This window comes from Alkalicaulis satelles, from assembly GCF_008630495.1.
Lineage (GTDB): Bacteria > Pseudomonadota > Alphaproteobacteria > Caulobacterales > Maricaulaceae > Oceanicaulis > Oceanicaulis satelles.
Genome location: NZ_VWOJ01000003.1, coordinates 280,047 through 304,233, shown reverse-complemented (window position 1 = coordinate 304,233; position 24,187 = coordinate 280,047). Strand labels below are relative to the sequence as shown.

Annotated in this window: 24 protein-coding genes; 16 read left to right on the top strand and 8 right to left on the bottom strand. The window is 68.2% G+C overall.

Features of this window, described 5'->3' with window-relative positions; all coding sequences use genetic code 11:
- Positions 1-91: 91 nt before the first annotated feature.
- The 9 genes from F1654_RS11465 (at position 92) to F1654_RS11425 (ending at position 10,544) form a co-directional block, all read left to right on the top strand.
- On the top strand, positions 92-1,027 hold the full coding sequence (locus tag F1654_RS11465; RefSeq protein WP_150023681.1) for a TraB/GumN family protein: 936 nt from the start codon (positions 92-94) through the stop codon (positions 1,025-1,027).
- A 142-nt stretch (positions 1,028-1,169) separates the two neighbouring features.
- Entirely contained in the window at positions 1,170-1,946 is a 777-nt protein-coding gene (locus tag F1654_RS11460) for an enoyl-CoA hydratase (protein WP_150023680.1), read from the top strand.
- A 136-nt stretch (positions 1,947-2,082) separates the two neighbouring features.
- Positions 2,083-2,352, top strand: a complete 270-nt coding sequence (rpsT, locus tag F1654_RS11455; protein ID WP_150023679.1) for a 30S ribosomal protein S20 — start codon at positions 2,083-2,085, stop codon at positions 2,350-2,352.
- Between the two features lie 459 nt (positions 2,353-2,811).
- Positions 2,812-4,269 (top strand): chromosomal replication initiator protein DnaA, encoded by a 1,458-nt coding sequence (gene dnaA / locus F1654_RS11450; protein ID WP_150023678.1) that lies wholly within the window; start codon positions 2,812-2,814, stop codon positions 4,267-4,269.
- Between the two features lie 51 nt (positions 4,270-4,320).
- Positions 4,321-5,664 carry an RsmB/NOP family class I SAM-dependent RNA methyltransferase gene (locus F1654_RS11445; RefSeq protein ID WP_150023677.1) on the top strand — a complete coding sequence of 448 codons (1,344 nt, stop codon included), beginning with the start codon at positions 4,321-4,323 and terminating at the stop codon, positions 5,662-5,664.
- Between the two features lie 43 nt (positions 5,665-5,707).
- Positions 5,708-6,370, top strand: coding sequence for a ribulose-phosphate 3-epimerase (gene rpe / locus F1654_RS11440; RefSeq protein ID WP_150023676.1), 663 nt, complete (start codon positions 5,708-5,710; stop codon positions 6,368-6,370).
- A 26-nt stretch (positions 6,371-6,396) separates the two neighbouring features.
- Entirely contained in the window at positions 6,397-8,133 is a 1,737-nt protein-coding gene (locus F1654_RS11435) for a heparinase II/III family protein (protein WP_233205262.1), read from the top strand.
- A gap of 27 nt (positions 8,134-8,160) precedes the next feature.
- The gene (gene purH, locus F1654_RS11430) at positions 8,161-9,756 is read left to right on the top strand and encodes a bifunctional phosphoribosylaminoimidazolecarboxamide formyltransferase/IMP cyclohydrolase (RefSeq protein ID WP_150023674.1); all 1,596 of its coding nucleotides are present in this window, start codon (positions 8,161-8,163) and stop codon (positions 9,754-9,756) included.
- A 2-nt stretch (positions 9,757-9,758) separates the two neighbouring features.
- Positions 9,759-10,544, top strand: coding sequence for a dienelactone hydrolase family protein (locus F1654_RS11425; protein WP_150023673.1), 786 nt, complete (start codon positions 9,759-9,761; stop codon positions 10,542-10,544).
- Between the two features lie 57 nt (positions 10,545-10,601).
- On the opposite strand, the gene F1654_RS11420 is transcribed toward F1654_RS11425, so the two are convergent.
- Positions 10,602-11,363: a Bax inhibitor-1/YccA family protein gene (locus F1654_RS11420; protein WP_150023672.1), complete on the bottom strand. Its 762-nt coding sequence runs from the start codon at positions 11,361-11,363 to the stop codon at positions 10,602-10,604.
- A gap of 207 nt (positions 11,364-11,570) precedes the next feature.
- Here F1654_RS11420 and thpR point away from each other — a divergent pair, with 207 nt between their 5' ends.
- The gene (thpR, locus tag F1654_RS11415) at positions 11,571-12,119 is read left to right on the top strand and encodes an RNA 2',3'-cyclic phosphodiesterase (RefSeq protein ID WP_150023671.1); all 549 of its coding nucleotides are present in this window, start codon (positions 11,571-11,573) and stop codon (positions 12,117-12,119) included.
- Here thpR and F1654_RS11410 read toward each other — a convergent pair.
- A complete protein-coding gene (locus tag F1654_RS11410) occupies positions 12,116-12,715 on the bottom strand; it encodes a TetR/AcrR family transcriptional regulator (RefSeq protein WP_150023670.1) in 600 nt (199 codons plus the stop codon). The genes thpR and F1654_RS11410 overlap by 4 nt on opposite strands.
- Before the next feature lie 100 nt (positions 12,716-12,815).
- On the opposite strand from F1654_RS11410, the gene F1654_RS11405 reads away from it, so the two are divergent.
- The 4 genes from F1654_RS11405 (at position 12,816) to F1654_RS11390 (ending at position 16,320) form a co-directional block, all read left to right on the top strand.
- On the top strand, positions 12,816-13,310 hold the full coding sequence (locus F1654_RS11405) for a PaaI family thioesterase (protein WP_150023669.1): 495 nt from the start codon (positions 12,816-12,818) through the stop codon (positions 13,308-13,310).
- A gap of 252 nt (positions 13,311-13,562) precedes the next feature.
- Positions 13,563-14,171: a ubiquinol-cytochrome c reductase iron-sulfur subunit gene (petA, locus tag F1654_RS11400; RefSeq protein WP_150023668.1), complete on the top strand. Its 609-nt coding sequence runs from the start codon at positions 13,563-13,565 to the stop codon at positions 14,169-14,171.
- 11 nt (positions 14,172-14,182) lie between these two features.
- Positions 14,183-15,481: a cytochrome b gene (locus tag F1654_RS11395; protein ID WP_150023667.1), complete on the top strand. Its 1,299-nt coding sequence runs from the start codon at positions 14,183-14,185 to the stop codon at positions 15,479-15,481.
- 11 nt (positions 15,482-15,492) lie between these two features.
- The gene (locus F1654_RS11390; RefSeq protein ID WP_150023666.1) at positions 15,493-16,320 is read left to right on the top strand and encodes a cytochrome c1; all 828 of its coding nucleotides are present in this window, start codon (positions 15,493-15,495) and stop codon (positions 16,318-16,320) included.
- Positions 16,321-16,401: 81 nt separating this feature from the next.
- On the opposite strand, the gene F1654_RS11385 is transcribed toward F1654_RS11390, so the two are convergent.
- From F1654_RS11385 to rfbD, 5 genes are all read right to left on the bottom strand, one after another.
- The gene (locus F1654_RS11385) at positions 16,402-18,471 is read right to left on the bottom strand and encodes an NAD(+) synthase (protein WP_150023665.1); all 2,070 of its coding nucleotides are present in this window, start codon (positions 18,469-18,471) and stop codon (positions 16,402-16,404) included.
- Positions 18,472-18,557: 86 nt separating this feature from the next.
- Positions 18,558-19,856, bottom strand: a complete 1,299-nt coding sequence (locus tag F1654_RS11380; RefSeq protein WP_150023664.1) for a pentapeptide repeat-containing protein — start codon at positions 19,854-19,856, stop codon at positions 18,558-18,560.
- 92 nt (positions 19,857-19,948) lie between these two features.
- Positions 19,949-20,542 (bottom strand): bifunctional diaminohydroxyphosphoribosylaminopyrimidine deaminase/5-amino-6-(5-phosphoribosylamino)uracil reductase RibD, encoded by a 594-nt coding sequence (gene ribD, locus F1654_RS11375; protein WP_150023707.1) that lies wholly within the window; start codon positions 20,540-20,542, stop codon positions 19,949-19,951.
- Positions 20,542-21,261, bottom strand: a complete 720-nt coding sequence (gene gpmA / locus F1654_RS11370) for a 2,3-diphosphoglycerate-dependent phosphoglycerate mutase (protein WP_150023663.1) — start codon at positions 21,259-21,261, stop codon at positions 20,542-20,544. Before gpmA ends, ribD begins: the two co-directional genes overlap by 1 nt.
- 43 nt (positions 21,262-21,304) lie before the next feature.
- A complete protein-coding gene (rfbD, locus tag F1654_RS11365; protein WP_150023662.1) occupies positions 21,305-22,186 on the bottom strand; it encodes a dTDP-4-dehydrorhamnose reductase in 882 nt (293 codons plus the stop codon).
- A gap of 111 nt (positions 22,187-22,297) precedes the next feature.
- Between rfbD and F1654_RS11360 the strand changes: the two genes are divergently transcribed.
- Positions 22,298-22,525 carry a hypothetical protein gene (locus F1654_RS11360; protein ID WP_150023661.1) on the top strand — a complete coding sequence of 76 codons (228 nt, stop codon included), beginning with the start codon at positions 22,298-22,300 and terminating at the stop codon, positions 22,523-22,525.
- On the opposite strand, the gene rfbC is transcribed toward F1654_RS11360, so the two are convergent.
- Positions 22,526-23,095 carry a dTDP-4-dehydrorhamnose 3,5-epimerase gene (rfbC, locus tag F1654_RS11355; protein ID WP_150023660.1) on the bottom strand — a complete coding sequence of 190 codons (570 nt, stop codon included), beginning with the start codon at positions 23,093-23,095 and terminating at the stop codon, positions 22,526-22,528.
- 95 nt (positions 23,096-23,190) lie between these two features.
- Between rfbC and F1654_RS11350 the strand changes: the two genes are divergently transcribed.
- Positions 23,191-24,183: a KpsF/GutQ family sugar-phosphate isomerase gene (locus tag F1654_RS11350; RefSeq protein ID WP_199200560.1), complete on the top strand. Its 993-nt coding sequence runs from the start codon at positions 23,191-23,193 to the stop codon at positions 24,181-24,183.
- Positions 24,184-24,187: the final 4 nt, after the last annotated feature.

Sequence of the window (24,187 nt, the reverse complement as noted above, 5' to 3'; positions counted from 1 at the left end):
TCCGCTGGCCGGGCAGGCTGGCGGCGGAGCGTCCTCCCCGGGACAGGCCCATAAAGGGCGAGACAGGCAAGAGACAGTTTTGGAGGTCCAGATGAAACTCACGATCAAGCGGTTCGCCGCCGCGCTCACGGCGGGGCTGGCCTGGCTGGGCGCATTCGCCGCCCCGGCCCTGGCCGAGACCGATTTCGCCGCCGTCGAGGCGGATCCGGCGCTGTGGCGCATCGCGGCGCCGGGCGGAGATGTCTATCTGTTCGGCACGGTTCACATTCTGCCGCCTCAGCTTGAATGGCGCACCGACGCCGTCGAGGCGGCCCTGGCGTCTTCCGAGCGCATCTATTTCGAGGTGGACGCGCTCAGCGAGCAGGCCCAGGCCGAGACGATGGCGCTGATCCCGCAACTGGGCCTCAATGCGCCCGGCGTAACCCTGACCAGCATGATCAGCCAGGAGGCTCAGGCCAATCTGGCGCAAATGGCCGAACGGCTGGGCGCGCCCCCGTCCGCCCTGGCCTCAACACTGGACCCGCTTCAGCCCTGGCTGGCGGGTCTGACCCTTGCCGTGATGCAGATCCAGGCCGCCGGGTATGACCCCGAAGCCGGCGTGGAGCACAGGCTGAAGGATTTCGGCCAGCAAGCGGGGCTGTCCTTTGGCTATTTCGAGACCATCGAGCAGCAGCTGCGCTTTTTCGCCGATCTGCCGCTGGAGGCCCAGATCACCGATTTCGAGATCGGCCTCGCCCAGGCGCTGGACGATCCCGACATGCTGGACCGCATGGTTCTGGCCTGGGCGGCGGGCGATACTGACACGCTTGACGCCATTATGAATGACGCCATGCGCGAGGCCTCGTCCAATCTCTATGACGTGTTGATCGTGCAGCGCAATCATGACTGGATCCCGCTGATCGAAAATATCATCGAGCGCGGCGAGCAGGCTTTCATTGCTGTCGGCGCCGGTCATGTGACCGGGCCAGAGGGCGTTGTGGGCCTGCTGCAGGCGCGCGGCCACGAGGTGGTGCGGGTCAATCCCTGACCCTGCCGCCTGATGCAGCTAACCGGTGTCCGGCCCGCGCCGGGGGTGTCGACCCCGGCGCGGGCTTCATGTATGTAGCGCGCCGTTTGCCAGATGTCCGCGCCTCTGACGGGGCGCTTCACCCATCCTTGCGGAGGCCCTGATGGCCTACACCACCATCCAGACCAAAACCGAAGGGCGCGTTGGCGTCATCACGCTGGACCGCCCCAAGGCGCTCAACGCGCTGTGTGATGCGCTCACCGCCGAGCTGACCGAGGCGCTGGCCGGCTTTGAGGCCGATGACGCCATTGGCTGCGTGGTGCTGACCGGCTCGGCCAAGGCCTTCGCCGCCGGAGCGGATATCAAGGAGCTGCAAGAGAAAGATTTCATCTCGCTCTACCGCCACGATCCGTTTGAGAAGACCTGGGAGTCGGTCGCCCGCTTCCGCAAGCCGATCATTGCGGCGGTGTCCGGATATGCGCTGGGGGGCGGGTGCGAGATCGCCATGATGTGCGATTTCATCATCGCTTCGGAAACCGCCCGGTTCGGCCAGCCCGAGATCAATCTCGGCGTCATGCCGGGCGCAGGCGGCACCCAGCGCCTGCCGCGCGCTGTGGGCAAGGCCAAGGCGATGGATATGTGCCTGACCGGGCGCATGATGGGGGCCGAGGAAGCCGAGCGGGCCGGGCTTGTGTCGCGCGTCGTGCCGGTGGACGAGCTGATGGATGTGGTCATGGAGGCGGCCCAGACCATAGCGTCGAAATCGCTGCCTATCGCCATGATGACCAAGGAAGCGGTCAATATGGCGTTCGAGATGGGCCTGAGCGAGGGCGTGCGCTTTGAGCGGCGCGTGTTCCAGTCCCAGTTCGCCACCGAGGACCAGAGCGAGGGCATGGCGGCCTTCGCCGACAAGCGCGCGCCGCATTTCCGGCACCGCTAGTCCTGTGTGGTGCTGAGTCTGGGCGGAGTGAAGGATTGACGCCTGCCTGCGCCGGGGCTATACGCCGCGCCTCACGGTTTTTGAGCGCGCTGGCCCTGGCGCCTGACGCGCTCCTGAGAAGGTTTGGAACGACCCCATGGCGAATACGGCCTCGGCAAAGAAAATGGTCCGCAAGATTGAGCGCCGCACGGCGCTCAACAAGGCGCGCCGCTCGCGCATGCGCACATTTGTGAAGAAGCTGGAGCTGGCGGTGGCCGCCGGTGACCAGGACGCAGCCAAAACGGCCCTGCGCACCGCTGAGTCCGAGGTCATGAAAGCGGTCTCCAATGGCGTCATTCACAAGAACACGGGCTCGCGTAAGGTCTCGCGCATGACCGCCCGCGTCAAAGCCATGACGGCTAAGTAAAAATCACTCCCGGCACGGACTAAAACCATGTCACGCCTGCGGTGCGAACCGCAGGCGTTTTTCGTGCTTGAAAGGCGCAAATGCACACCCGGGGAGGCCTGTCTGGAAAGGGAAACCCGTTCACAGACCCGTGAGGCCGGCCCGACGCGCCCGATGCCGATTTTTAAGCCTGTGGCAAGAGGCGAAAGCCGCGAAAATTTTTTTCAGTGCGCAAGCGTCCAAGCTGCCTTGTGAATCGATCTGTCAAGCCCTCAAACCCGGCTTTCAAGAAGGTTAATGGTGTTGATTCGCGCACCGGTCTGAGTACTCTGTCCGCCTCGACGACAGTCCTCACCATACGGACCAACCAGAGATGCCGGACGCCCTCGATGGGTGTGGTTCCGGGCGGAGGAATTGCGTCCAAAATCAAAAGACTGACTGCGGCGATCTCCGCAGCAAGAGAGCAAGGGCAATGGGGCCATGGGGTTTCTTCAGACGGCGAATGCGGCGGTCCGCGCCTCGGAGGCGGACATGATCGGGTCGGGCTCAGTGCTGGACGTGTGGCGCACGGTGCGCGCGCGCTTGCGCGCTGAGTATGGCGACATTCTCTACGCTGCGGAAATCGCCCGTCTGCGCGTGGAGGAAGACCGGCAAGGCCGGGTTTGCGTGATCTGCCCGAATGCGTTCGGCCGCGCCTGGGCGGAGGACAATCTCGGCGCCCGCCTGCGCGCCATCTGGGCGTCGGTCGAGGCGGGTCCGCGCGATATTGTCATCACCACTGAAGCCACCATGAGCCGCGAGACCGCCGAGCCGGCCCATGCCGGTTCTGGCGCGCTGGACCGGGCCGCCCTGCGCTCCGGCGCGGCGCGCGCGCCGCTGGCCGCAGCCCCGGCGCCCGCCGCCGGCGAGGGCCGCGAGCCGCGCTTCACCTTCGACACCTTCATGGTGGGCTCGGCCAATATGATGGCCGCCACGGCGGCCCGGGCCGTGGCCAACGCCAGCGCCCCGCCCTTCAACCCGGTCTATTTCCACGGCGATTACGGGGTGGGCAAGACCCATCTCCTGGCCGCCATCGCCCATGCGGTGGGTCTGGGCGAATCCGGGCGCAAGGCGCTGTATCTGACCGCCGAGGAGTTCCTCAACGGCTTCCAGTCGGCCCTGCGCGCCCGCGACGTGCAGCCCTTCAAGGATCAGGTGCGCGACTGCGACGTGCTGCTGGTGGACGATATCCACTTCATCGCCGGCAAGCAGGCCACCGAGCTGGAATTTCTCCAGACGCTGGCCGCGCTGATGGCCGCGGACAAGCAAGTGGTCCTGGCCTCTCATTGCGCGCCGGGCGAGCTGGGCGCCGCCGACCCGCGCCTGCGCGACATTCTGGCGGGCGGTTTCGCCTGCCCCATGAACGGGCCGGATCTGGACCTGCGCCGCAAAATCCTCGACTGCAAGATCGCCCAGGCGCGCCGTCACTGCCCCGATCTGGAAGTGCCCGAGACCGTGCGCGATTTCCTGGCGGCGCGCGTGACCAGCTCGGCGCGCGAGCTGGAGGGCGTGCTCAATAATATCATCGTGCGCACCGCCTATATGAACCGCGCCGTCACGCTGGAGACGGTGGAGGAGGCGCTGGGCGAGCTGCCGGTGAAGGCTGAAAAGCGCATCACCGTGGATGACATCCAGAAAGCGGCGGCGGCCCATTTCTCGGTCACCACCGAGGATCTGGTCTCCAAGAGCCGGACCAAGACGCTGGTGCGTCCGCGCCATATCGCCATGTATCTGGCCAAGACCATGACCACGCGCTCCCTGCCTGATATCGGGCGGCGCTTTGGCGGGCGTGATCATTCCACCGTGATCCATGCGGTCAGCAAGATCACCGAGGCTTTGTCCCGGGATGCGGCGCTGGCCGAGGATGTGGAAGCGATCCGCCGGCGCCTGCGCGGCTGATGCTGGCTCAGGGCCTCGCAGGCGGCGCGCGTGCATGCTAGGGGCGGGCTCATGTCCGCTTCCAAGCCCCGCCGCCCGTCCCGGCCCGCCCCAGACCTGCCCTCCCACCTGATCGCGCGCGCCGCGGCGCTGGCCGCCGTGCGCGGCGTGTTCGAGAGCGGCACGCCGCTGGACGCCGGCCTGGCCGGCCGGCCTGAATGGGCGGGCATGGAAGCGCGCGACCGCGCCTTTGCACGGGCGCTGGCCGCCGCCGTCATCCGCCGCCCGGGCGCGCTGGACGCGGCCCTGTCGGCCGTGCTCGACCGGCCTTTGCCGGAGACGGCCCTGCGCGCGCGTCTGGCGCTGCGCTGCGGCGCGGCGGAGCTGCTGATTCTCTCCACCCCGCCCCATGCCGCCGTGGACGCCTGGGTCGAGCTGATGGGCGCCAGCCCGGAGAGCGCAGGCTTCCGCCGTCTCGCCAACGCCGTGCTGCGCCGCCTCAAAGGGCGCGGCGGGCCGCTGTTCGAGCAGGCTGATCCGCTGGACGATCTGCCCGCCTGGCTGGCCGCGCGCTGGCGCCGCAGTTATGGCGAGGGCGCCGCCCGCGCCATGGCGAAAGCCTCATCTGTCGCGCCGCCGCTCGATCTCACGCCCAGGCCCGGCGAGGATGCTGCCGCGCTGGCGGCTGCGATTGGCGGCGCGGTCCTGCCCACCGGAACCGTGCGCCGTGAAGGCATCGGCCTGGTGGAAGAGCTGCCCGGCTTCGAGGCCGGGCGCTGGTGGGTTCAGGACGCGGCCGCGGCGCTGCCTGCGCGCCTGCTGGACGCCAGGCCGGGTGAGTTGGTCGCCGATCTGTGCGCTGCGCCGGGGGGCAAGACGTTGCAACTGGCCGCCACAGGCGCGGATGTCACGGCTGTGGAGCTCAGCGCGCGCCGCCTGCGCCGGGTGGAGGTCAATCTCGCCCGCACCGGGCTGGCCGCCCGCCTGGTCGAGGCTGACGCCGCCGAATGGCGCCCCGAAGCGCCGCTGGACGCTGTTCTGCTGGATGCGCCGTGCACCGCCACCGGCACGCTGCGCCGGCGCCCCGATGCGGCCTGGGCCAAAAGCGAGAGCGATATTGAAGCGCTCGCCGCCATCCAGTCGCGCCTGCTCGATGCGGCCTTTGACAGGCTCAAACCCGGCGGGCGGCTGATCTACTGCACCTGTTCGCTGGAGCCCGAGGAGGGCGAGGCGCAGATCACGGCCTTCCTGGAACGCACGCCCGGCGCTGCGTTGGACCGGGTGCGCGCGGAGGAATTACCCGGCCTTGGCGGGGCGATTGCCGATGAAGGCTGGGTGCGCACCCGGCCGGACATGTGGCCCGGCGAGGGCGGGCTGGACGGCTTCTTCATCGCCCGGATCGTGCGCGCGCCCTGAGCGCGCGCTTGCCCCGTCCTGTATGCGCTGGTATCGCAGAGGCATGGCCAGCGCCCCCCTGATCTCGCCATCTATCCTGTCTGCAGACTTCGCCCGGCTGGGCGAGGAAGTGCGCGCCATCGACGCGGCGGGCGCGGACTGGATTCATGTCGATGTGATGGACGGTCACTACGTGCCCAATCTGACCATCGGGCCGGGCGTGATCAGCGCCATCCGCTCCTGGTCGGACAAGCCGTTTGACGTGCATCTGATGATCAGCCCGGTGGACGCCTTTCTGGCCGCCTATGCGGAGGCGGGCGCGGACATGATCACCGCCCATCCGGAAGCCGGCCCCCATTTCCACCGCACGGTCCAGGCGATCCGCGCGCTGGGCAAGAAGGCCGGTGCGGCGCTTAATCCCTCCACCCCGGAAACGGTTCTGGACTATGTGCTCGACGAGCTCGATCTGGTGCTGGTGATGAGCGTCAATCCCGGCTTTGGCGGGCAGAGCTTTATCGACAGCCAGCTCAGAAAGATCGGCGCGCTGCGCCAGATGATCGATGCGCGCGGGCTGTCCACCCTGATCGAGGTGGATGGCGGGGTGAACCCGGTCACGGCGCGCGCCTGCGTGGATGCCGGCGCTCATGCGCTGGTGGCCGGTTCGGCCGTGTTCAAGGGCGGGCCGGAGCAGTATCGCGCCAATATCGCCGCCTTGCGCGGCCAGTAGCGGACGGGCGGGGGATGGGGCGTCAGGTGACACCGGCAGATATCGCCGCCGCCCTGGGCCGCCGGGTCCACCAGGAGGCGTCTGATTTCGCCAACGCGTTCGCGCCTTACAGGGCGCTGGCGCTGGGCGGACGCGCGCCGCAGGCGCTGGCGGTGACCCCGCGCGCGCTGGCCCGGGGCGACAAGGCGCATGGCGCGGCCATGCTGGCCGGGCGCTTTGTGCTGGCGGGCGAGACCTTGCAGGTGGAGGCGGGCGACAGCCCGTGGGATCTGCCTGCGCCGTCACGCCGCTTCGCCGAGGCGCTGCACGGCTTTGCCTGGCTGCCCGATCTCCTGGCCGTGGATGATCAGGAGGCGCGCGCGGCGGCGCGCACGCTCACCGATGACTGGATCGCCCGCTTCGGCGCCTGGAATTTTGTCAGCTGGGCGCCGGGCGTGCTGGCGGCGCGGGTGCGCGCCTGGACGCTGGCGGGCGCCGCCCTGCTGACGGGTGAGGAGGCGCCGGGGCGGCTGAAATCGCTGGCGCGCCAATGCCGCCGTCTGGCGCGCGTCTTGCCGGTGACGCCGGCAGACCGCACCCGGCTGGATGCTGCGCTCAGCCTGTCGCTGGCCGCGATGTGCCTGGGACTGCCCGGACGTTTGCAGACGCGGGCGGGGGCGGCGCTGGAGGCGGCGCTGAAAGCCCAGATCCTGCCCGATGGCGGCCATGCCAGCCGCAATCCCGAGGCTGCAGCCGATATCCTGATCGCCCTGTGCGAGCTGGACGCGGCGGCGGCGGCAGGCGCGGCGCCGCTGCCTGGCGAAGTGCGCCGGTCCATCGACCGGTTGAGCGGATTTGTGCGCTTCAGCCGTTTGCCCGGCGGCGCGCTGGCCGGGTTTCACGGCGGCGGAGAGGGCGACGGGCGCGCCATGGACGCCGCCCTGGCGCATGCCGGCGGCGGCAAGGCGCCGGCGGGCAAGGTGTTCAATGTGGCGCCTCATGCCGGTTATCACCGCGCCGAGGCGGCGGGCAGCGTGGTGATTATGGATGCGGCCGGACCGCCGCCAGGCCTGCATGGCGCGGACACGCACGCCAGCGCGCTGGCGTTCGAATTCGCCGCCTCCGGTGCGCGCATCGTGGTCAGTTGCGGCTGGTCGCCCGATCATGGCGTGCGCTGGCGCGAGGCGGTGCGCGCCACGGCGGCCCATTCGGCCCTGACGCTGGAGGAAACCTCCTCGGCGCGGCTGCTGGGGCCGGGCTGGCGGCGTGATCTGACGGGGCCGCGCATCGCCCACGGACCAGACCCGGTGAAGGTGCGGCGCAATGAGGAAGAGCTGGGCGTCTGGCTGGAGGCCAGCCATGACGGCTATCGCAAGGCCTTCGGCATGAGCCTGCGCCGGCGTATCTTCCTGGCCATGGACGGGGCCGACATGCGCGGCGAGGACGGCCTGTTCCGGCCGGTGGAAGACGGTCCGCCCGACAATCCCGAAGCGCGCTTGCGCTTCGCCATCCGCTTTCATCTGCATCCGGACGTGCGCGCCTCGCTGTCGCGCGATTCCATGAGTGCTCTATTGGTCTTGCCGTCCGGCGATGGCTGGCGATTCCGCACCGATGGCGGACCTGTTAGGCTGGACCGGTCGGTGTATCTGGCGGCGGGGGCGCCGCCGCGGCGCTCGACCCAGCTTGTGGTGTCAGGCGAGGCTGAACCGTTCGGAGGCGGGGAGCGCCCGCCCAACCGGGTGCGCTGGGCGTTTCAGCGGCTGGGCCGCGTGGGCGCCGCTTGATAGAGTTTTTCCTTCAGGAGCAATGAGATGTCTGACACAGACCTGGTGGTGATCAAGCGCGCATTGATCTCGGTATCCGACAAGTCCGGTCTGGCTGAGCGCGCCGGAACCCTGGCCCAGGCGGGCGTGGAGCTGATCTCAACGGGCGGCACGCTGCAGGCCCTGCGCGACGCCGGACTGGAGGCGCGCGATGTGTCCGAGGTCACCGGCTATCCTGAAATGATGGACGGGCGGGTGAAGACGCTTCATCCGCGCGTGCATGGCGGGCTGCTGGCCCGGCGCGAGCGCGAAGACGATCTGGCGGCCATGGAGGCCCACGCGATTCCCGGCATCGATCTTCTGGTGGTCAATCTCTATCCGTTCGAGGAGACCGCGCGCTCGGGCGCCGGGATCGAGGCCTGCATCGAGAAGATCGATGTGGGCGGGCCGGCCATGATCCGGGCGGCGGCCAAGAACCATCGCCATGTGGCGGTATGCGTGGACATGCGCGATCTCGACAAGGTGCTCGAGGCCATGGCCCGCCATGAGGGCGCGGCGCCGCTCAGCCTTCGCCGGCATCTGGCCGCCAAGGCGTTTGCGCGCACCGCGGCCTATGACAGCGCCATCGCCTGCCGCATGGAAGCGGAGATCGACAAGCCCGCGCGCAGCTGGTTCACGCTGGGCGGGCCGCGCCTTCAGAAATTGCGCTATGGCGAGAACCCTCACCAGGACGCCACGCTCTATGCCGCTCCCGAAGCGCGTCCGGGCGTGGCCTCCGCGCGTCAGGTGCAGGGCAAGGAGCTGTCCTACAATAATATCGCCGACGCCGATGCGGCCTTCGAGCTGGTCAGCGAGTTTGACCCCGGGGACAGCGCAGCGGCGGTGATCATCAAGCACGCCAATCCGTGCGGCGCGGCGCAGGCGGATAATCCGGCCAGCGCCTATGAGCGCGCCTTCGCCGCCGATCCGGTCTCGGCCTTTGGCGGGATTGCTGCGTTCAACCGTTCTCTGGATGCGGCCACAGCCGACGCCATCAGCCGCAATTTCACCGAGGTGGTGATCGCGCCGGACGCCGAGGACGCAGCGCTCGACATCCTGTCGGGCAAGAAGAATGTGCGCGTGCTGCTGACCGGCGCGCTGGCCGATCCCGACGCCGCGGGCTGGATGCTGAAATCGGTGGCGGGCGGCCTGCTGGTGCAGGCGCGCGATACCGGACGCGTCAGCGCCTCCCAGCTCAAAGTGGTCACCCAGCGCGCGCCCGACGAGGACGAGATGGCCGATCTCCTGTTCGCCTGGCGCCTGGTCAAGCATGTCAAATCCAACGCCATTGTGTTCGCCCGCGATCAGCGCTCGGCGGGGATCGGCATGGGCCAGACCAGCCGGGTCGAAGCGGTGCGCCTGGCGGTGCGCAAGGCCGAGGATGCGGCCAAGGAAAACGGCTGGGACGAACCGCGCACCAAGGGCTCGGCCTGTGCGTCTGACGCCTTCTTCCCCTTCCCCGACGGGGTGTTGGAAGCGGCTGCGGCCGGTGCGCGCTGCATCATCCAGCCGGGCGGCTCGGTGCGCGACGCCGAGGTGATCGCGGCGGCCGACGAGGCGGGCCTGGCCATGGTGTTCACCGGCATGCGCCATTTCCGGCACTGATCATGATCCGGGCGGGCCTGGCCTTCATTGCCCTGCTCAGCGCCGGCGCCTGCGCCAGCGCAGCCTCTGCGCCTGACTTCGCCGGTCACGCCAGCCTGCATCTGCCCGAGGGCGTGGAGGGGCCGGTTCCGGCGGTGGTGCTGCTGTCAGGCTGCGGCGGGGTGCGCGATGTGCAGGACGATTATGCGCGCGCCGCCAATGCGCAAGGCTGGGCGGCGCTGATCGTGGACTCCCACGCCGCGCGGGGAATCGGGCGGACCGGCTCGCGTCTGCTGGTGTGCACCGGCCTGCGCATGCGCGGCCAGGCGCGCGCCGATGACGTGTTCGCCGCGCTCGACCTTCTCAGGGCCGATGCGCGCATTGACGCCAGCGCGCTGGCCCTGGCGGGCTGGAGCCATGGTGGCTGGACGGTGCTCGACGCCATGGCCAGCGCCGAGGCCGGCGAGCGGGGCGAGGGCGCGTTCGAGGGCGTGCGCGGCGCGTTTGTGGTCTATCCCTATTGCGGCGCGATCATCCGCGCCCGGCGCGACCCTGTCGGCGCGGCGTTCCCGGTCCAGCCCCTGCTGGCCGGGCGCGATCTGATCGCCAGCGCCCGCGATTGCGAGCGCCTGTTCACGCGCCAGCGCTCAAAGGGCGCGCTGATCCGCCCCTCCATCCTGTTTGATCAGGCGACCCACGCCTTTGACGCCGAGGACCAGCCCTGGGACCCGCGCATGCGCTATGACGCTGATGAGGCGGCGGAGGCCCATGCCCTGTTCCGGCGCTTCCTGCGTGGCCTTGAGCCATGAAAAAACCCGGCGCCGCATGGGCGCCGGGTTCTTCCGGTCAGGTTTTGTGCGGGCCGCCTAGTCGCGATTGCCCAGCAGCATCAGGATGACCTGGAACATGTTGACGAACGCGATGTAGAGGTTCAGCGCGCCGTAATAGGTCATCACCGCCATCGAACGCTCATTGCCTGCGATCTCGGCATAGCTGAGCTTCAGGTTCTGGGTCTGCCAGGCGGTCACGCCGGCCATCAGGCCGAGAATGGCGAACTGGATGATCCACTGCAGGCCCGAGCTCTCGATGAAGAAGATGTTGATGATGCTGATTAGCAGCACGCCGATAATGCCCATGAACAGGAAGGCGCGCAGCGGCTGCAGATTGGTCTTGGTGGTGTAGCCGTAGATCGACAGGGCGAAGAAGGACGCCGCCGTGATCACGAAGGCCTGCGCAATCGTGCCGAAGGTCAGGCTGATATCACCGGTCAGCGTGGTGGCGGTGGCGGCGTTGGCCGCAATCATCACCCACACGCCCATGCCCATGCCGATCAGCGTGACGACTGACCAGTAGAGCACCGCCGCGCCCATGGGCGAGGGGTTGCGCATGAAGAACATGGAGCCGAACAGCAGGGCGATCGGGCCGAACTGGACCACATAGATCAGCGGCGTGCCCAGAACGAGCGCGGTCACCGGGGTCACCGTGCCGACGATCCAGGCGAGCGCCGCCGAGATCACAAGGCCCAGGCCCATCTTGTTGTAAACGCCCAGCATGAAGCTGCGCAGGCCCGCATCCACCGAGGTGTCGAGCGTGCGCGCGCCATAGGCGGTGCGATTGAACTGGTTCATGACTTCCTTCCTGACGTGTCTAGTCCCGCCCCGGCGGATGCAGAAGGCGGGCATTATCTCGCCCGGACGGTGCGACCGGTCCGGATTTCGCTGTCATATATGAGGATTGCGCGTCTGCGGTTCAAGCAAAACCGGCAATGGTGCGCACCTGTGCGTCCAAAAGCGTGCGCTTGACGCGCGGGGGCGGCGCGGGGGCATTGTGGGGTCATGAGTTTGCGTGTGTTCGCCGCCCTGCCCGTGGATGATTCCGTCGCCGGACGCATTGCGCCGCTGCAGAAGGGCGTGCCCGGAGCAGCCTGGCGTCCGCAGGAGAATTTCCACGTCACGCTTGCCTTTTTCGGGGAGCTGGAAGAGCCCGTGATCAGCGAGCTGGACACCGAACTCGGCCGCATCCGCCAGGCCCCCTTCGAATGGATGTTTCAGGGTGCGGGCCATTTCGGCAAGGCCGAGCCGGACTCGCTCTGGTTGGGCGTGGCGGCCAATCCGGCGCTCAATGGGTTGGCCAAGGCTTGCGTGCAGGCGGCGCGCCGGGCCGGCGTGGAGCCGGAGCGCCGGGTCTATACGCCTCATCTCACGCTCGCCTATCTGCGCCGCGGGGTGGATATCCAGCGCGTGCAGCGCTTTGAGCAGCGCCTCAATCTCTACCGCTCGGCGCCCATGCGCGCGGACCGCTTTCATCTCTATTCCAGCTGGCGCAGCAAGCCGGGCCGGCCCAACACCTATCAGATCGAGGCGGAATATCCGCTGACTGGCTAGGGCCGGGCTGCGCGCACCAGGGACGCCACTTCGCGCGCCGCAGCGCGCACGGGCTCACTGTCGCGGTCCGTCCGGGCCAAAATCAGCGCGCCCTCAATGGCCGACAGCGCAAATCCGGCCAGCGCTCCGGCGCGCTCCGGCGCCACTCCGTCCGCCCGGATCGCGTCGCCCAGCGCTTTGCGCCAGCGGGCGAACGCGCCCTGCACGGCCAGCGCCGCCACGTCATCACCGGGCGTGACCTCAAGCGCCACCGTGGCCACCGGACAGCCCCGAGTGAAGTGCGAGGCCTCCAGCCATCCGGCGAGCAGGGCGCCATAGCCCTCGATCATGCCCGCAGCGTCGCGTGCGCGCTCATGCTCGGCGCGAAGGCTGGCCTCCAGAGCATCCGTGGCGGCCTCCAGCGCCGCGGCGGCGAGCCCGGCCTTGCCGTCAGGGAAATGGTGATAGAGCGAACCCTTGGGCGCGCCCGCGGCCGCCAGGATCTCGCTGAGCCCCGTCGCCGCATAGCCGCGCTCGTGAAACAGACGGCCCGCCGCCGCGATCAGACGCGCGCGTGATCCGGCGGGCCGGTCCTGATCGCCTTTGCTCCCGCTCATGAATCAGCTCCCGGACCGGAAAAGTCTTTGATAGCGCGCGCCGGCCTGATTATATAGACCGGTCGGTCTAATTTTGGACCGGCCAGTCAGGAGACGCCCCATGACCGCTTCCAGCGACGCCGCCCGCCAGCAACTTGTCGACAACGCCCGCGCCCGGGCGGGCGATGGTCCTGTCCGGGTCAATGCCGAGATCTTGCGCGAGGTGGTGAAGATACAGCCCTTCGAGCGCTGGGCCGGGCTGGAAGTGCTCAAGGCTGAAGATGGCCAGGTGGAGACGCGCATCGTGCTGCGGCCTGATGAGATGACCCAGCACCATGGATTCCTGCATGGCGGGCTGATCGGGTTTCTCGCCGATAACGCCGCCGCCTACGCCGCCGCCACGGTGGTGGGTGACGTGCTCAGCGCACAATACACGATCCATTTCCTCTCGCCGGGCGTGGGCGAGGCGTTTCGCGCCCGCGCCCGTGTGGTCAAGGCGGGCAAGCGGCAGGTGGTGGTGTCGGTCGAGGTGATCGCCGAACAGGCGGAAGGCGAAAAGCTCATCGCCACGGCTTCAGCGCTTATCCTGCCGGCTGGGGCTGCGGCGATCGGCTAGCAGGCCCTTCGCCAGGGCGTGTCAACTGCATCCCCCCTGCGATATCCCGCCGCAAAACGGATAATCCGGTTGAAAAATACGGGGGGGCGGATTAATCCGGCCCGCTAACGGGGCGCGTCATCCTGAATCAGGTGCGTCAGCACGACGCACGGTCCAGGCGCTGCGCCACGCTAAGTCTGGTCATGCCGTAAACGCTTCCAGGCCCGTGACGGGTCCAAGGGCGGCGAGCGGCGCGAGTTATGAGGTCGGCACGTGACGGACGAGAACACCCCCGAGGGCGGCGGCGAAACGCGCCGCGACTTCATCCACATCGCTGCGGCCAGCATGGCCGCCATTGGCGGCGCCGCTGTGATCTGGCCGTTCATCGACCAGATGAACCCGGCGGCGGACACCCTGGCGCTGGGCACCACCGATATCGCCCTGGGCGAGCTTGAGGAGGGCCAGGAGGTCACCATCATGTTCCGCTCCATGCCGCACTTCGTGCGCCTGCGTTCGGCGTCGGAAGTGGAGGATGCGGCCAATGTGCAGGTGAGCAGCCTGCCCGACCGCCTCGCGCGCAACCGCAATCTGGATGACAACGCCCCGGCCACCGATGATAACCGCTCGGCCCTGACCGCGGAGATCGCAGACGGCGTGGAGATCAGCGATGATCTGCGCCGCTCGCTTCTGGTCACCAGCGCCAGCTGCACCCATCTGGGCTGCGTGCCCACGGAAGGGGCAGGTGAATTCGGCGCCTGGTTCTGCCCGTGCCACGGCTCGCACTATGACACGTCCGGGCGCATTCGCCGCGGCCCGGCCCCTGAAAACCTGCCCATTCCGCCGATGACCTTCATCTCGGCCACCACCCTGCGGCTCGGTTAGGAGACGACACGATGAGCGGACCTAGCACTTACGAACCGAAGACCGGCTTTACCCGCTGGCTTGATTCCCGCCTTCCCATCGTGCGCCTGGGCTGGGACTCTTTCGTGGATTATCCGACCCCGCGCAATCTGAACTACTGGTACACGTTCGGCGGCATTCTGACCGTCTGCCTGATGATCCAGATCATCACCGGCATCGTGCTGGCCATGCACTATGTGCCCCATATCGACTACGCCTTCGCCAGCGTGCAGCGCATTGACCGCGACGTGAATTTCGGCTGGCTGATCCGCTCGATCCACGCGGTGGGCGCCTCGATGTTCTTCCTGGCGGTCTATATGCACATCTTCCGCGGCATGTATTACGGCTCCTACAAGGCGCCGCGCGAGATTTTGTGGATCCTGGGCGTGGTGATCTATCTGCTGATGATGGCCGCCGCCTTCCTGGGCTATGTGCTGCCCTGGGGCCAGATGTCCTTCTGGGGCGCCATGGTGATCACCAATCTGTTCGGCGCGTTGCCGCTGATCGGCGAGCCGGTGACCCAGTGGCTCTGGGGCGGGTTCTCGGTGGGCAACGAGACGCTGAACCGCTTCTTCTCGCTGCACTATCTCATCCCGTTCCTGATTGCCGGCGTTGTGGGCTTGCACATCTGGGCGCTGCACGTGCCGGGCAATAACAACCCGACCGGCATCAGCGTGAAGACCAAGGCCGACACCCTGCCCTTCCACCCGTACTACACGGTCAAGGACGGGTTCGCGATCGTGGTCTTCCTGATCATCTTCGCCGGCTTCGTGTTCTATGCCCCTGAAGTGCTCGGCCACGCAGACAACTATATCGAGGCCGACCCGCTGGTGACCCCGGCGATGATCGTGCCTGAATGGTATCTGCTGCCCTTCTACGCCATCCTGCGCGCCGTTCCGGACAAGCTGGGCGGGGTGATCTTGATGTTCGCCGCCATCGGCGTGCTGTTCATCCTGCCCTGGCTGGACACCTCCAAGGTGCGCTCCATGCGCTACCGCCCGATGGCGCGCTGGTTCTTTGGCTTCTTCGTGGTGGCCTGCCTGGGGCTGGGCTGGGCGGGCGCTGAGCTGCCCGACACCATGGTGCCGGGCCTGGGCGCCCTGGGCGTGGACTTCCTGCTCTTCGGCCGGGTCCTGACCGTGTACTATTTCGCCTACTTCCTCGTGATCCTGCCCCTGCTCGGCTTCGTGGAGAAACCCAGTCCACGGCCAGCCTCCATCGAGGAATCCGTGCTCAATGGCGACAAGCCGGCCAAGGCGGGCGCCGCCCCGGCCGCGCAGCCGGCTGAATAGGGAGAACCGCGATGAAAACCGTTTCCCGGGTCCTCGCCGCAGCAGCTGCGGCCATGATCATCGCCACGCCCATGGCCATGGGGGCGGGCAAGTACCGCACGCCCGAACAGCATAACTGGTCGTTCAACGGCCCGTTCGGCCAGTATGACCGTCAGGCTGTCCAGCGCGGCTATCAGGTCTATCAGCAGGTGTGCGCGGCCTGTCACGGCATCAAGCACTTGTCGATCCGCCATCTGGGCATGCCCGGCGGCCCGTTCGAATATCTCGAGATCAATGGCGAGCGTACCCGCTTCCCCAATCCCAATGACAACCCGGCCGTGGTGGCGATTGCGGAAGACCTGTTCCCGATTGAGGACATTGACGATATCGGCGATGTCATCGAGCGTCCGCGCCGCCCCTCGGACCCCTTCCCCTATCCTTACGCCAACGAGGCCCAGGGCCGCGCGGCCAATGGCGGCGCCTATCCGCCCGACCTGTCGGTGATCGTCAAGGGCCGTCACTATGGCGCGAACTATATCCGTTCGCTCCTCATGGGCTACGATCAGGAAGTGCCCGAGGATGTCGATGTGCGCCCGGGCAATTACTACAATCCCTACATGCCCGGCATGCTGATCGCCATGCCGCCGGTGCTCATGGATGACATGGTGGAATATGCCGACGGCACCCCGGCCACGATCGAGCAAATGGCCAATGACGTGACCTATTTCCTCGCCTGGGCGGCCGATCCCCACATGGAATCGCGCAAGAGCATGGGCTTCATGGTGATGGGCTATCTGTTCATCCTGGCCCTGCTGCTCTACGCCTCCTATCGCAAGATCTGGAGCCGGGTGAAGCACTAGCCGCCCGCTCCATGACGCCAGAAGGCAAGAGCCCGGAGGCGATCCTCCGGGCTCTTTTCGTCCGGGCTTGCGATGGTGTGTTCAGCCTCCAGGCGGCAGGCCCAGCTCCGCCCGCAATGCGGCGATGGCCTCCAGCCAGACCCGCGCCGAAGCGTCTGAGGGCGCGCGCCAGTCGCCGCGCGGGCTGAGCGCCCCGGCGGAGGTGAGCTTGGGTCCGTTGGGCATGGCCGAACGCTTGAACTGGCTGGTCTGGTAGAACCGCCGGGCGAATACCGTCATCCAGCGCGTAATGGCGTCGAGATCAAAGGCGTGGCGGTCCTTGCCGGCCACATGGGCCGGCCAGCGCCCGCGGCTGGCCTGGCTCCAGGCCGCAGCGGCCAGGAAGGCGATCTTCTCCGGCCCGAAGCCGTAGCGCGCAGCGTAATGCAGGGTGAAATCGTGCAGGGCGTAGGGCCCGATGGCCGCCTCGGTGGACTGCACCGCCCCGTCGGCGCCGGCAGGCACAAGTTCAGGCGTGATCTCGGCGGCGAGGATAGACTCGAGCGCGGCGCTGACCTCAGGCCCGAAGGCCTCGCGCCGGGCGGTCCAGGCGATCAGGTGCTGGATCAGGGTTTTGGCCACGCCCGCATTGACATTGTAGTGGCTCATCTGGTCGCCGACGCCATAGGTGCACCAGCCCAGCGCCAGCTCGGACAGATCGCCCGTGCCGATCACCAGCCCGTCCTCGTGATTGGCCAGGCGGAACAGATAATCGGTGCGCAGGCCCGCCTGGACGTTCTCGAACGTCACGTCATGGACCGGCTCGCCGCGCGCATAGGGGTGGTCGAGATCGGCCAGCATGCGTTCGGCGGCGGGCGAGATGTCGATCTCGCGGAAGGTCGCGCCCAGCCCGTCGATCAGCGCCCGTCCCCGCGCCCGGCTCTCGCCGGAGGTGGCCAGGCCCGGCATGGAGACCGCGATGATATCGGCCCGGTCCCGGCCCAGCCGGTCAAAGGCGCGCGCGGTGATGATCAGCGCCTGGGTGGAATCTAGCCCGCCCGACACCCCGATCACGGCGCGCTTCACCCCGCTGGCGCGCAGGCGCTGGGCCAGGGACTGGACCTGGATGTTCCAGGCCTCATGGCAGTCCTCGTCCAGGCGGCCGGCATCGTCGGGTACGAAGGGAAAGCGGCTGATCTCGCGCTCCAGCGGGACGGGCCGGTCCAGCGGCGCGCCCAGCGTGAAGCGCACCCGGCGGAACGCCCTGAGCGTATCGGCGGCGCGCGCAGCCGCATCGCGGAAGGTGGACAGGCGCAGCCGGTCCTGTTCGATGCGTTCGATATCGATATCGGCGTAGACGCGCGCATGATCATTGAGAAAGCGCTCGCCGGCGGCCAGGCGCATGCCCTGCTCATAGATCAGGAGCTGGCCGTCCCAGGCCAGATCATTGGTGGATTCGCCTGCGCCGGCTGCGCAGAACACATAGGCCCCGCAGGTGCGCCGGGAGTGGGCGTCGATCAGCGCCGCGCGCTCGCGCGCCTTGCCGATGGTGGCGTTGGAGGCCGACAGATTGACCATTACGCTGGCGCCGGCCAGCGCCGCGTGGGTGCTGGGCGGAACCGGCGCCCAGAAATCCTCGCACACCTCGGCGTGCAGGATGAAGCCGGGCAGGTCCTCGGCCTCGAACACCAGACCGGCCCCGAAGGGGGCGTCATGGCCGGCCACGCTGATCTGGTCGGCGATCACGCTTGAGGCGTCGGAGAACCAGCGCTTTTCGTAAAACTCGCGGTAATTGGGCAGATAGCTTTTGGGAACCACGCCCAGAAGCCGTCCGCGATGGACGATCAGGGCGCAGTTGAACAACTGGCCGTGCTGGCGCAGGGCGCAGCCGAATACGATCACCGGCATCAGCTCCGCGCTATCGGCGATGATGCGTCCCGCCGCCGCCTCGCTGGCGTCCAGCATGAGCGATTGATGGTGCAGGTCCTCGGCCGAATAGCCTGTCAGGGCGAGTTCGGGGAACAGGGCCAGTGCGGCCTGGCGCTCATGGGCCTCGCGCGCCAGTGACAGGATGGCGCCGGCATTGGCTTGCGGATCGGCCAGCGACACCTGCGGCGCGAAGGCCGCAGCGCGCACCATGCGGTGCCGGTAGAGATTGTCGAACGCCGCCATGACCGCCTTCCGCTTGCAGGTGCGGGATGGAATGGCCCGCTTATGCTCAAGGTGAGTATTTATCGGTGTGCGGGCTGTCCCGCAACTCAGGCGGCGCTCAGGTCCACCACGCCGGACAGATCGGCGGCCTCGGAGCGGATGGTGGCGGGCGCGCGCGCCCCGGTGAAACAGGCGCCGGAGAACTTGCCCCGGCGCACATCGCAGCCATGCATGCGCGCGAACGAGAAATCCGCGCCCGCCGCCTCGATATGGCGCAGATCCGCGCCCGACAGGTCAGCATAGCGCATCACGGCAGCGGCCAGCGAGGCGGCCAGGAGCCGGTCATTGGGCAGCAGCAGCGGGCCGATGCGCGCCTCGCGCAGATCGGCGTTATTGAGCTTGGCGCCTGAAAGATCGGCGCCGCGCAGATCCGCCCCGCGCAGCGAAGTCATGCGCAGATCGGCATTGGCGAGCTTGGCGCCCTGCAGCTCGGCGCCTTCCATGTCGAGGCCGTAGAGAATGGCGCCGCGCGCCTGCAGGGCGGTGAGATTGCGCCGGGCCAGCGTGCGCAGGCCGCGCAAATCCTTGCCGTCAAACGTGGAGGGCGCGCCTTGCTGCCCGCCCGTCTCGCACCAGCGCGCGTGAAGATCGAGCGCCCGGGCGGTCTCGCCTCCCGGATCGGCCACTTCGCCCGGCGGCGCATCGCGCAGGGCGCCGCTCATATCCGCGCCATTGAGGCGGGCCAGATCCATTCTGGTCCCGATCAGCACCGTATCGCGCAAATCCGCATCGGTAAGGTCGGCCCCGCTCATGTCCGCGCCTTCCAGATTGGCGCCGGGGAAGCGTGAATTGCGCAAGTTCGCGCGGGTCAGGCGCGCGCCGATCAGCACCGCGTCAGAGAAGTCCGAAGACTGGGCCACCACCCCGCTCATGCGGGTCTGGGACAGGTTGGCGCGGGCGAAATTGGCCATGCTGGCCTCGCCCGGGCGCTGTTCATGGGTGAGGATGGCCAGGCCCTTCTCCCGGTCGGCCTGGGCGATGGCGCCTTCGCGCAGGTCGGCCTGGCTGAGATCGGCGCCGGTCAGGTCAGCGCCGCGCAGAATGGCGCCGCGCATGTCGGCCCGGTGCAGCACCGCGCCGGCCAGATTGGCCTGGCGCAAATCGGCGGCGTACAGCACGGCCCGCGTCAGATTGGCGCCGGAGAGATTGGCCCCCTCCATCACCGCACCGGTCAGGTCGGCGTCAGCCAGATGCCGGCCCGACAGATTGAGGCCATTGAGAACTGTATAGGAGAAATTGGCGCGCGCCCCGCCCATCCGCCCGGACATGAGGAAATCATGTTTGCGGCAGATTTCGTCGGCCTGTGCTTGTGTCAGGGTCCGGTATTGGATCGGCGTGCGGGTCATGCGCGTCCCAGGCTGACCGCGCGGTGCGCGGACTGAGGTGTCAAAACATAAGCTATTCAGCGTTAACGCCGCGTTGCCCGGCCTGCGCCGGTTCAGGGCGCCGGGATGCGCACCCGGGTCAGGCCCTCTCGGCCCATCCGGTCCAGCGCCATATCCAGGCTCTCGTCCGGGCGAAGCTCCAGATCGGCGTCAAACAGCCCCGCGCGCCCGTCCTGGACCAGCAAGGGGCGTCCGGTGACCAGCCGGGTGAAGAAGCCGGCATTGAGCGCCTCGGCTTGAGCGCTTCGCACGCCTTCCAGCACCGCTATGCCGGCGTGGCTGAGGATGGCGATCCCGCGCCCGGACACGCGCGCGTCCGGGTCGCGGCAGGCGATCACCACCTCGCCGACGCCTGCTGCAGCGAGCGCCTCTGCGCAGGGCGGGGTCTGGCCATGATGGGCGCAGGGTTCGAGCGTGACATAGATGCGCGCGCCCCGCGCATCCTCTCCGGCCATGTCCAGCGCCTGGGTTTCGGCATGAGGCCGGCCGGATGGCGCGGTGGCGGCGGCGGCGATGACGCGCCGGTCCTTGACGATGACGCAGCCCACCGACGGGTTGGGCGCGGTCCGGCCCAGCCGCGCATAGGCCAGCGCCAGCGCCGCATCCATGAAGCGCAGATCATCGGGGGTGACCGCACGCGCGCCCATCACGGGCAGGGGGGCAGGTCTTGGGCGCGATCCTGGTCGAGATAGCGCGCCGAGACGGGCTTGAGGCCGTTGAGTTCGATCATGAGGGGATTGCCGGTGGGCATTTCCAGCGAGACGATGTCCGCATCAGGCACGCCAAACAGCAGCTTCATCAGGGCGCGCAGGGAATTGCCGTGGGCGGAGATGATCACCTCGTCGCCAGCTTCCAGGCGCGGCGCGATGGCGCTTTCAAAATAGGGCGCGACGCGCTCCAGCGTCAGTTTCAGGCTTTCTCCCGAGGGCAGGGCGTCCGGGTCCAGGCTTGAATAGCGCGGGTCGAAGCGCGGATGGCGCGGATCATCCAGCGGCAGCGGTGGGGGCGGGATGTCGAAGGAGCGCCGCCAGATTTTCACCTGATCAGCGCCATGGGCCTCGGTCACCTCGGCCTTGTCGAGCCCTGTGAGCGCGCCGTAATGGCGCTCATTGAGCCGCCAGGCCTTCTCCTCGGGAATCCACAGCCGGTCCACGCCTTCCAGCGCCAGATGCAGCGTGCGGATGGCGCGCTTGAGCACGCTGGTGAACGCAAAGCCGGGCGCGAAGCCTTCGGCCTTCAAAAGCGCGCCGCCGCGCCGGGCTTCCTCAACGCCTTGCTCGGTCAGGTCCACATCCACCCAGCCGGTGAAGCGGTTTTCCTTGTTCCAGACGCTCTGGCCGTGGCGGGTGAGGACGAGGCGGGTCATGGCGGCTCCTGGCGGGCGGGAGGGTGGGTTGCAGCTTGGCGGTTTACCGGCTGGCCCGCCACACGTCGAGGGCTCTGCCAAGTCCGGCCCGCCAGTCCGGGGCAGGCAGGCCGGCGGCGGCTTCCAGCCTTGTGGAGGCAAGGCGCGCATCGGCCGGGCGCCGGGCGGGCCTTGGAAACTGCGATGTGGGGATGGGATTGACGTGCGCTGACGGCAGGCCGGCCTCCCGGGCGAGATCGAAGCAGGCCTCCGCAAAGGCCGCCCAGCTCAATTGCGGCCCGCTGGCGCAGTGAAATATCCCGTGCGCGTCCGGATTGAGCGCCAGCGCGATCAGGCGCGCGGCGAGATCGCCGGCATAAGTCGGCCCGGTCAGCTGGTCGTTCACCACGCCGATCTCGGCGCGGGTTTCGGCCAGGCGCCACATGGCGCTGGGGAAATCGGCGCCGGCGCCGCTGAACACGCCCGCAGCGCGCACGATGGCGGCGTGCGGATGAGCGTCCATGACGGCGCGCTCGCCGGCCAGCTTGGTGCGGCCATAGGCGCTGAGCGGGGCGGGCTCAGCGTCTTCGGCATAGGGCGCGCCAGGTGCGGCGCCGAACACATAGTCCGTGGACACATGGATGAAGCGCGCGCCCATGCGGGCGGCCGCCTGCGCCGCCTCGCCGGCGCCCTGGGCGTTGATGCGCAGCGCCTTGCCCTCATGGGTTTCCGCGTCATCCACAGCCGTCCAGGCGGCGGCGTTGATGACGGCGTCCGGGCGCCATGCGGTGATCAGCCGCGCCGCCTCGCCAGGCCTTGAAAGATCCGCCTCCCGGCGCCCCGCGCTGTGCACGGCGCCTCGATGCTCTTGGGCCGCCGTGACGAGCGCCCGGGCGAGCTGTCCGGAGCGTCCAAGGATCAAAAGCCGGGCTGAGGGATAGGTCATTGTCGGAATGAGTCTTGCACTGAACGCTTCAGTATCGCACCATTGGCGATTAGCAGAGCGGCTGGCAAGGCATCGGCCGACGGGCAGGGGGGCAACTCGGGGGAGACGCACATGCAAAGGGTGACGGTAGCGGTTTCCAGTGAAAGCGAAGCGCAAGCGCTTGACCGTCTGGTGGAGCAGTTCACGCGCGAGCTGTCAGAGCGTTCCAATGAATGCGTCTTCTATCTGAGCGGTTCCGCGCCGGGTGAAAGCCGCCGCATTGTCGAGACCGAGACCTCTGACACCTTGCGCCGCTTTGTCGAGTTCGTCAGCCAGAACGCCAATCTGACCCTGATCTGATCAGGCCTTGCCCCGCCAGCCCGGCGGGAAGGGGACAGGCAGGTCCCGCAAGCGCGGCGCGCGCGCGTCCTTGCCCGACAGAACCGGCGCGCTCACGCCCCAGTCAATCGCCAGATCAGGATCATTCCAGGCCACGCAGCGGTCATGCTCGGCGTTATAGGCGCGCGTGACCTTGTAGGCGACGCGGGTATGGGGCGCCAGGGTGACGAAGCCATGCAGAAAGCCCTCGGGCACCCACAGGCGCGCCGGATCATCCTCGCTCAGCCGCACCGCCACATGGCGCCCTTGGGTGGGCGAGCCCGAGCGCACATCCACGGCCACGTCCAGCACCGCGCCGGTGATCACGCTGACCAGCTTGCCCTGGGCGGCCGGCGGCGCCTGGAAATGCAGGCCGCGCAGCGTGCCGGCGGCTACCGAATAGGACAGATTGTCCTGTTCAAAAGCGAGATCCAGCCCGGCGGCGCGCAGGCGCGGCGCCGACCAGGCCTCCTCGAACCAGCCGCGCGCATCGCCATGGCGCGCAGGGCGGATAAGGCACAGGCCGTCGAGTTCGAGCGGTTCAATATCCATGCCTCCAGCATCGGACGCTTCGTTCACGGCGCCAAGCCGGACGCGCGTGAATGGGCGATTGGAGCCGGGCCGGGACTGGTCTAGAAACTCAGGTCATGACACGCCCTGACGCCCTGCGCCTTGACGCGCCAGATCTGATCGCCGCCATGCGCCGCACGCTGGCGCTCGAGATGGACGGGCTGAACGCCCTGTCGGGGGCGCTGGGCGAGGAGGCCGCCGCCGCCGTGCGCCTGATCGCGTCCTTGCGCGGCAGGCTGGTCTGCGCAGGCGTGGGCAAGTCCGGCCATGTGGCGCGCAAGATCGCCGCCACTCTCGCCTCCACCGGCACGCCGGCCCAGTATGTCCACCCGTCCGAAGCCAGCCACGGCGATATGGGCATGATCACCGCAGACGATGCGGTGCTGGCCCTGTCCAAATCCGGCGAGACGCGCGAGCTGGGCGACATGATCGCCTATTGCCGCCGATTCGGCGTGCCGCTTATCGCGCTGACCGCCGGGCCGGACTCCACCCTGGCGCGCGGGTCCGATCTGGTGCTGCTGCTGCCCGCCGCGGAAGAAGCCTGCGGAGAGACGCGCGCGCCTACCACCTCCACCACCATGATGATGGCCTATGGCGATGCGCTGGCGGTGGCGCTGATCGAGGCGCGCGGCTTCACGGCGCGTGATTTCGCCCGCTACCATCCCGGCGGCGCGCTGGGCTCGGCGCTGGCGTCCGTGGGCGCGCTGATGCATGGGGGCGAGGGCCTGCCTCTGGTGGCGTCAGGCAGCGGCATGGGCGAGGCCCTGATCGAGATGAGCGCCAAGGGGCTGGGCTGTGTGGGCGTCACGGGCGCGGACGGGCGGCTTCTGGGCATCATCACCGACGGCGATCTGCGCCGGAAAATGAGCCCGGACCTGGTGTCAGAAAGCGTCGATGCGGTGATGACGCCCGCGCCGGTCACCGTGCTGCCGGGGCTGCTGGCGTCCGAGGCGCTGCGCCAGATGACGGCGGGCTCACGCAAGATCACCCAGCTTTTCGTGTGTGACGAGGACGGGCGTCCGCAAGGCCTGTTGCATATCCACGATCTGTTGCGCGCGGGCGTGAGCTGAGGAC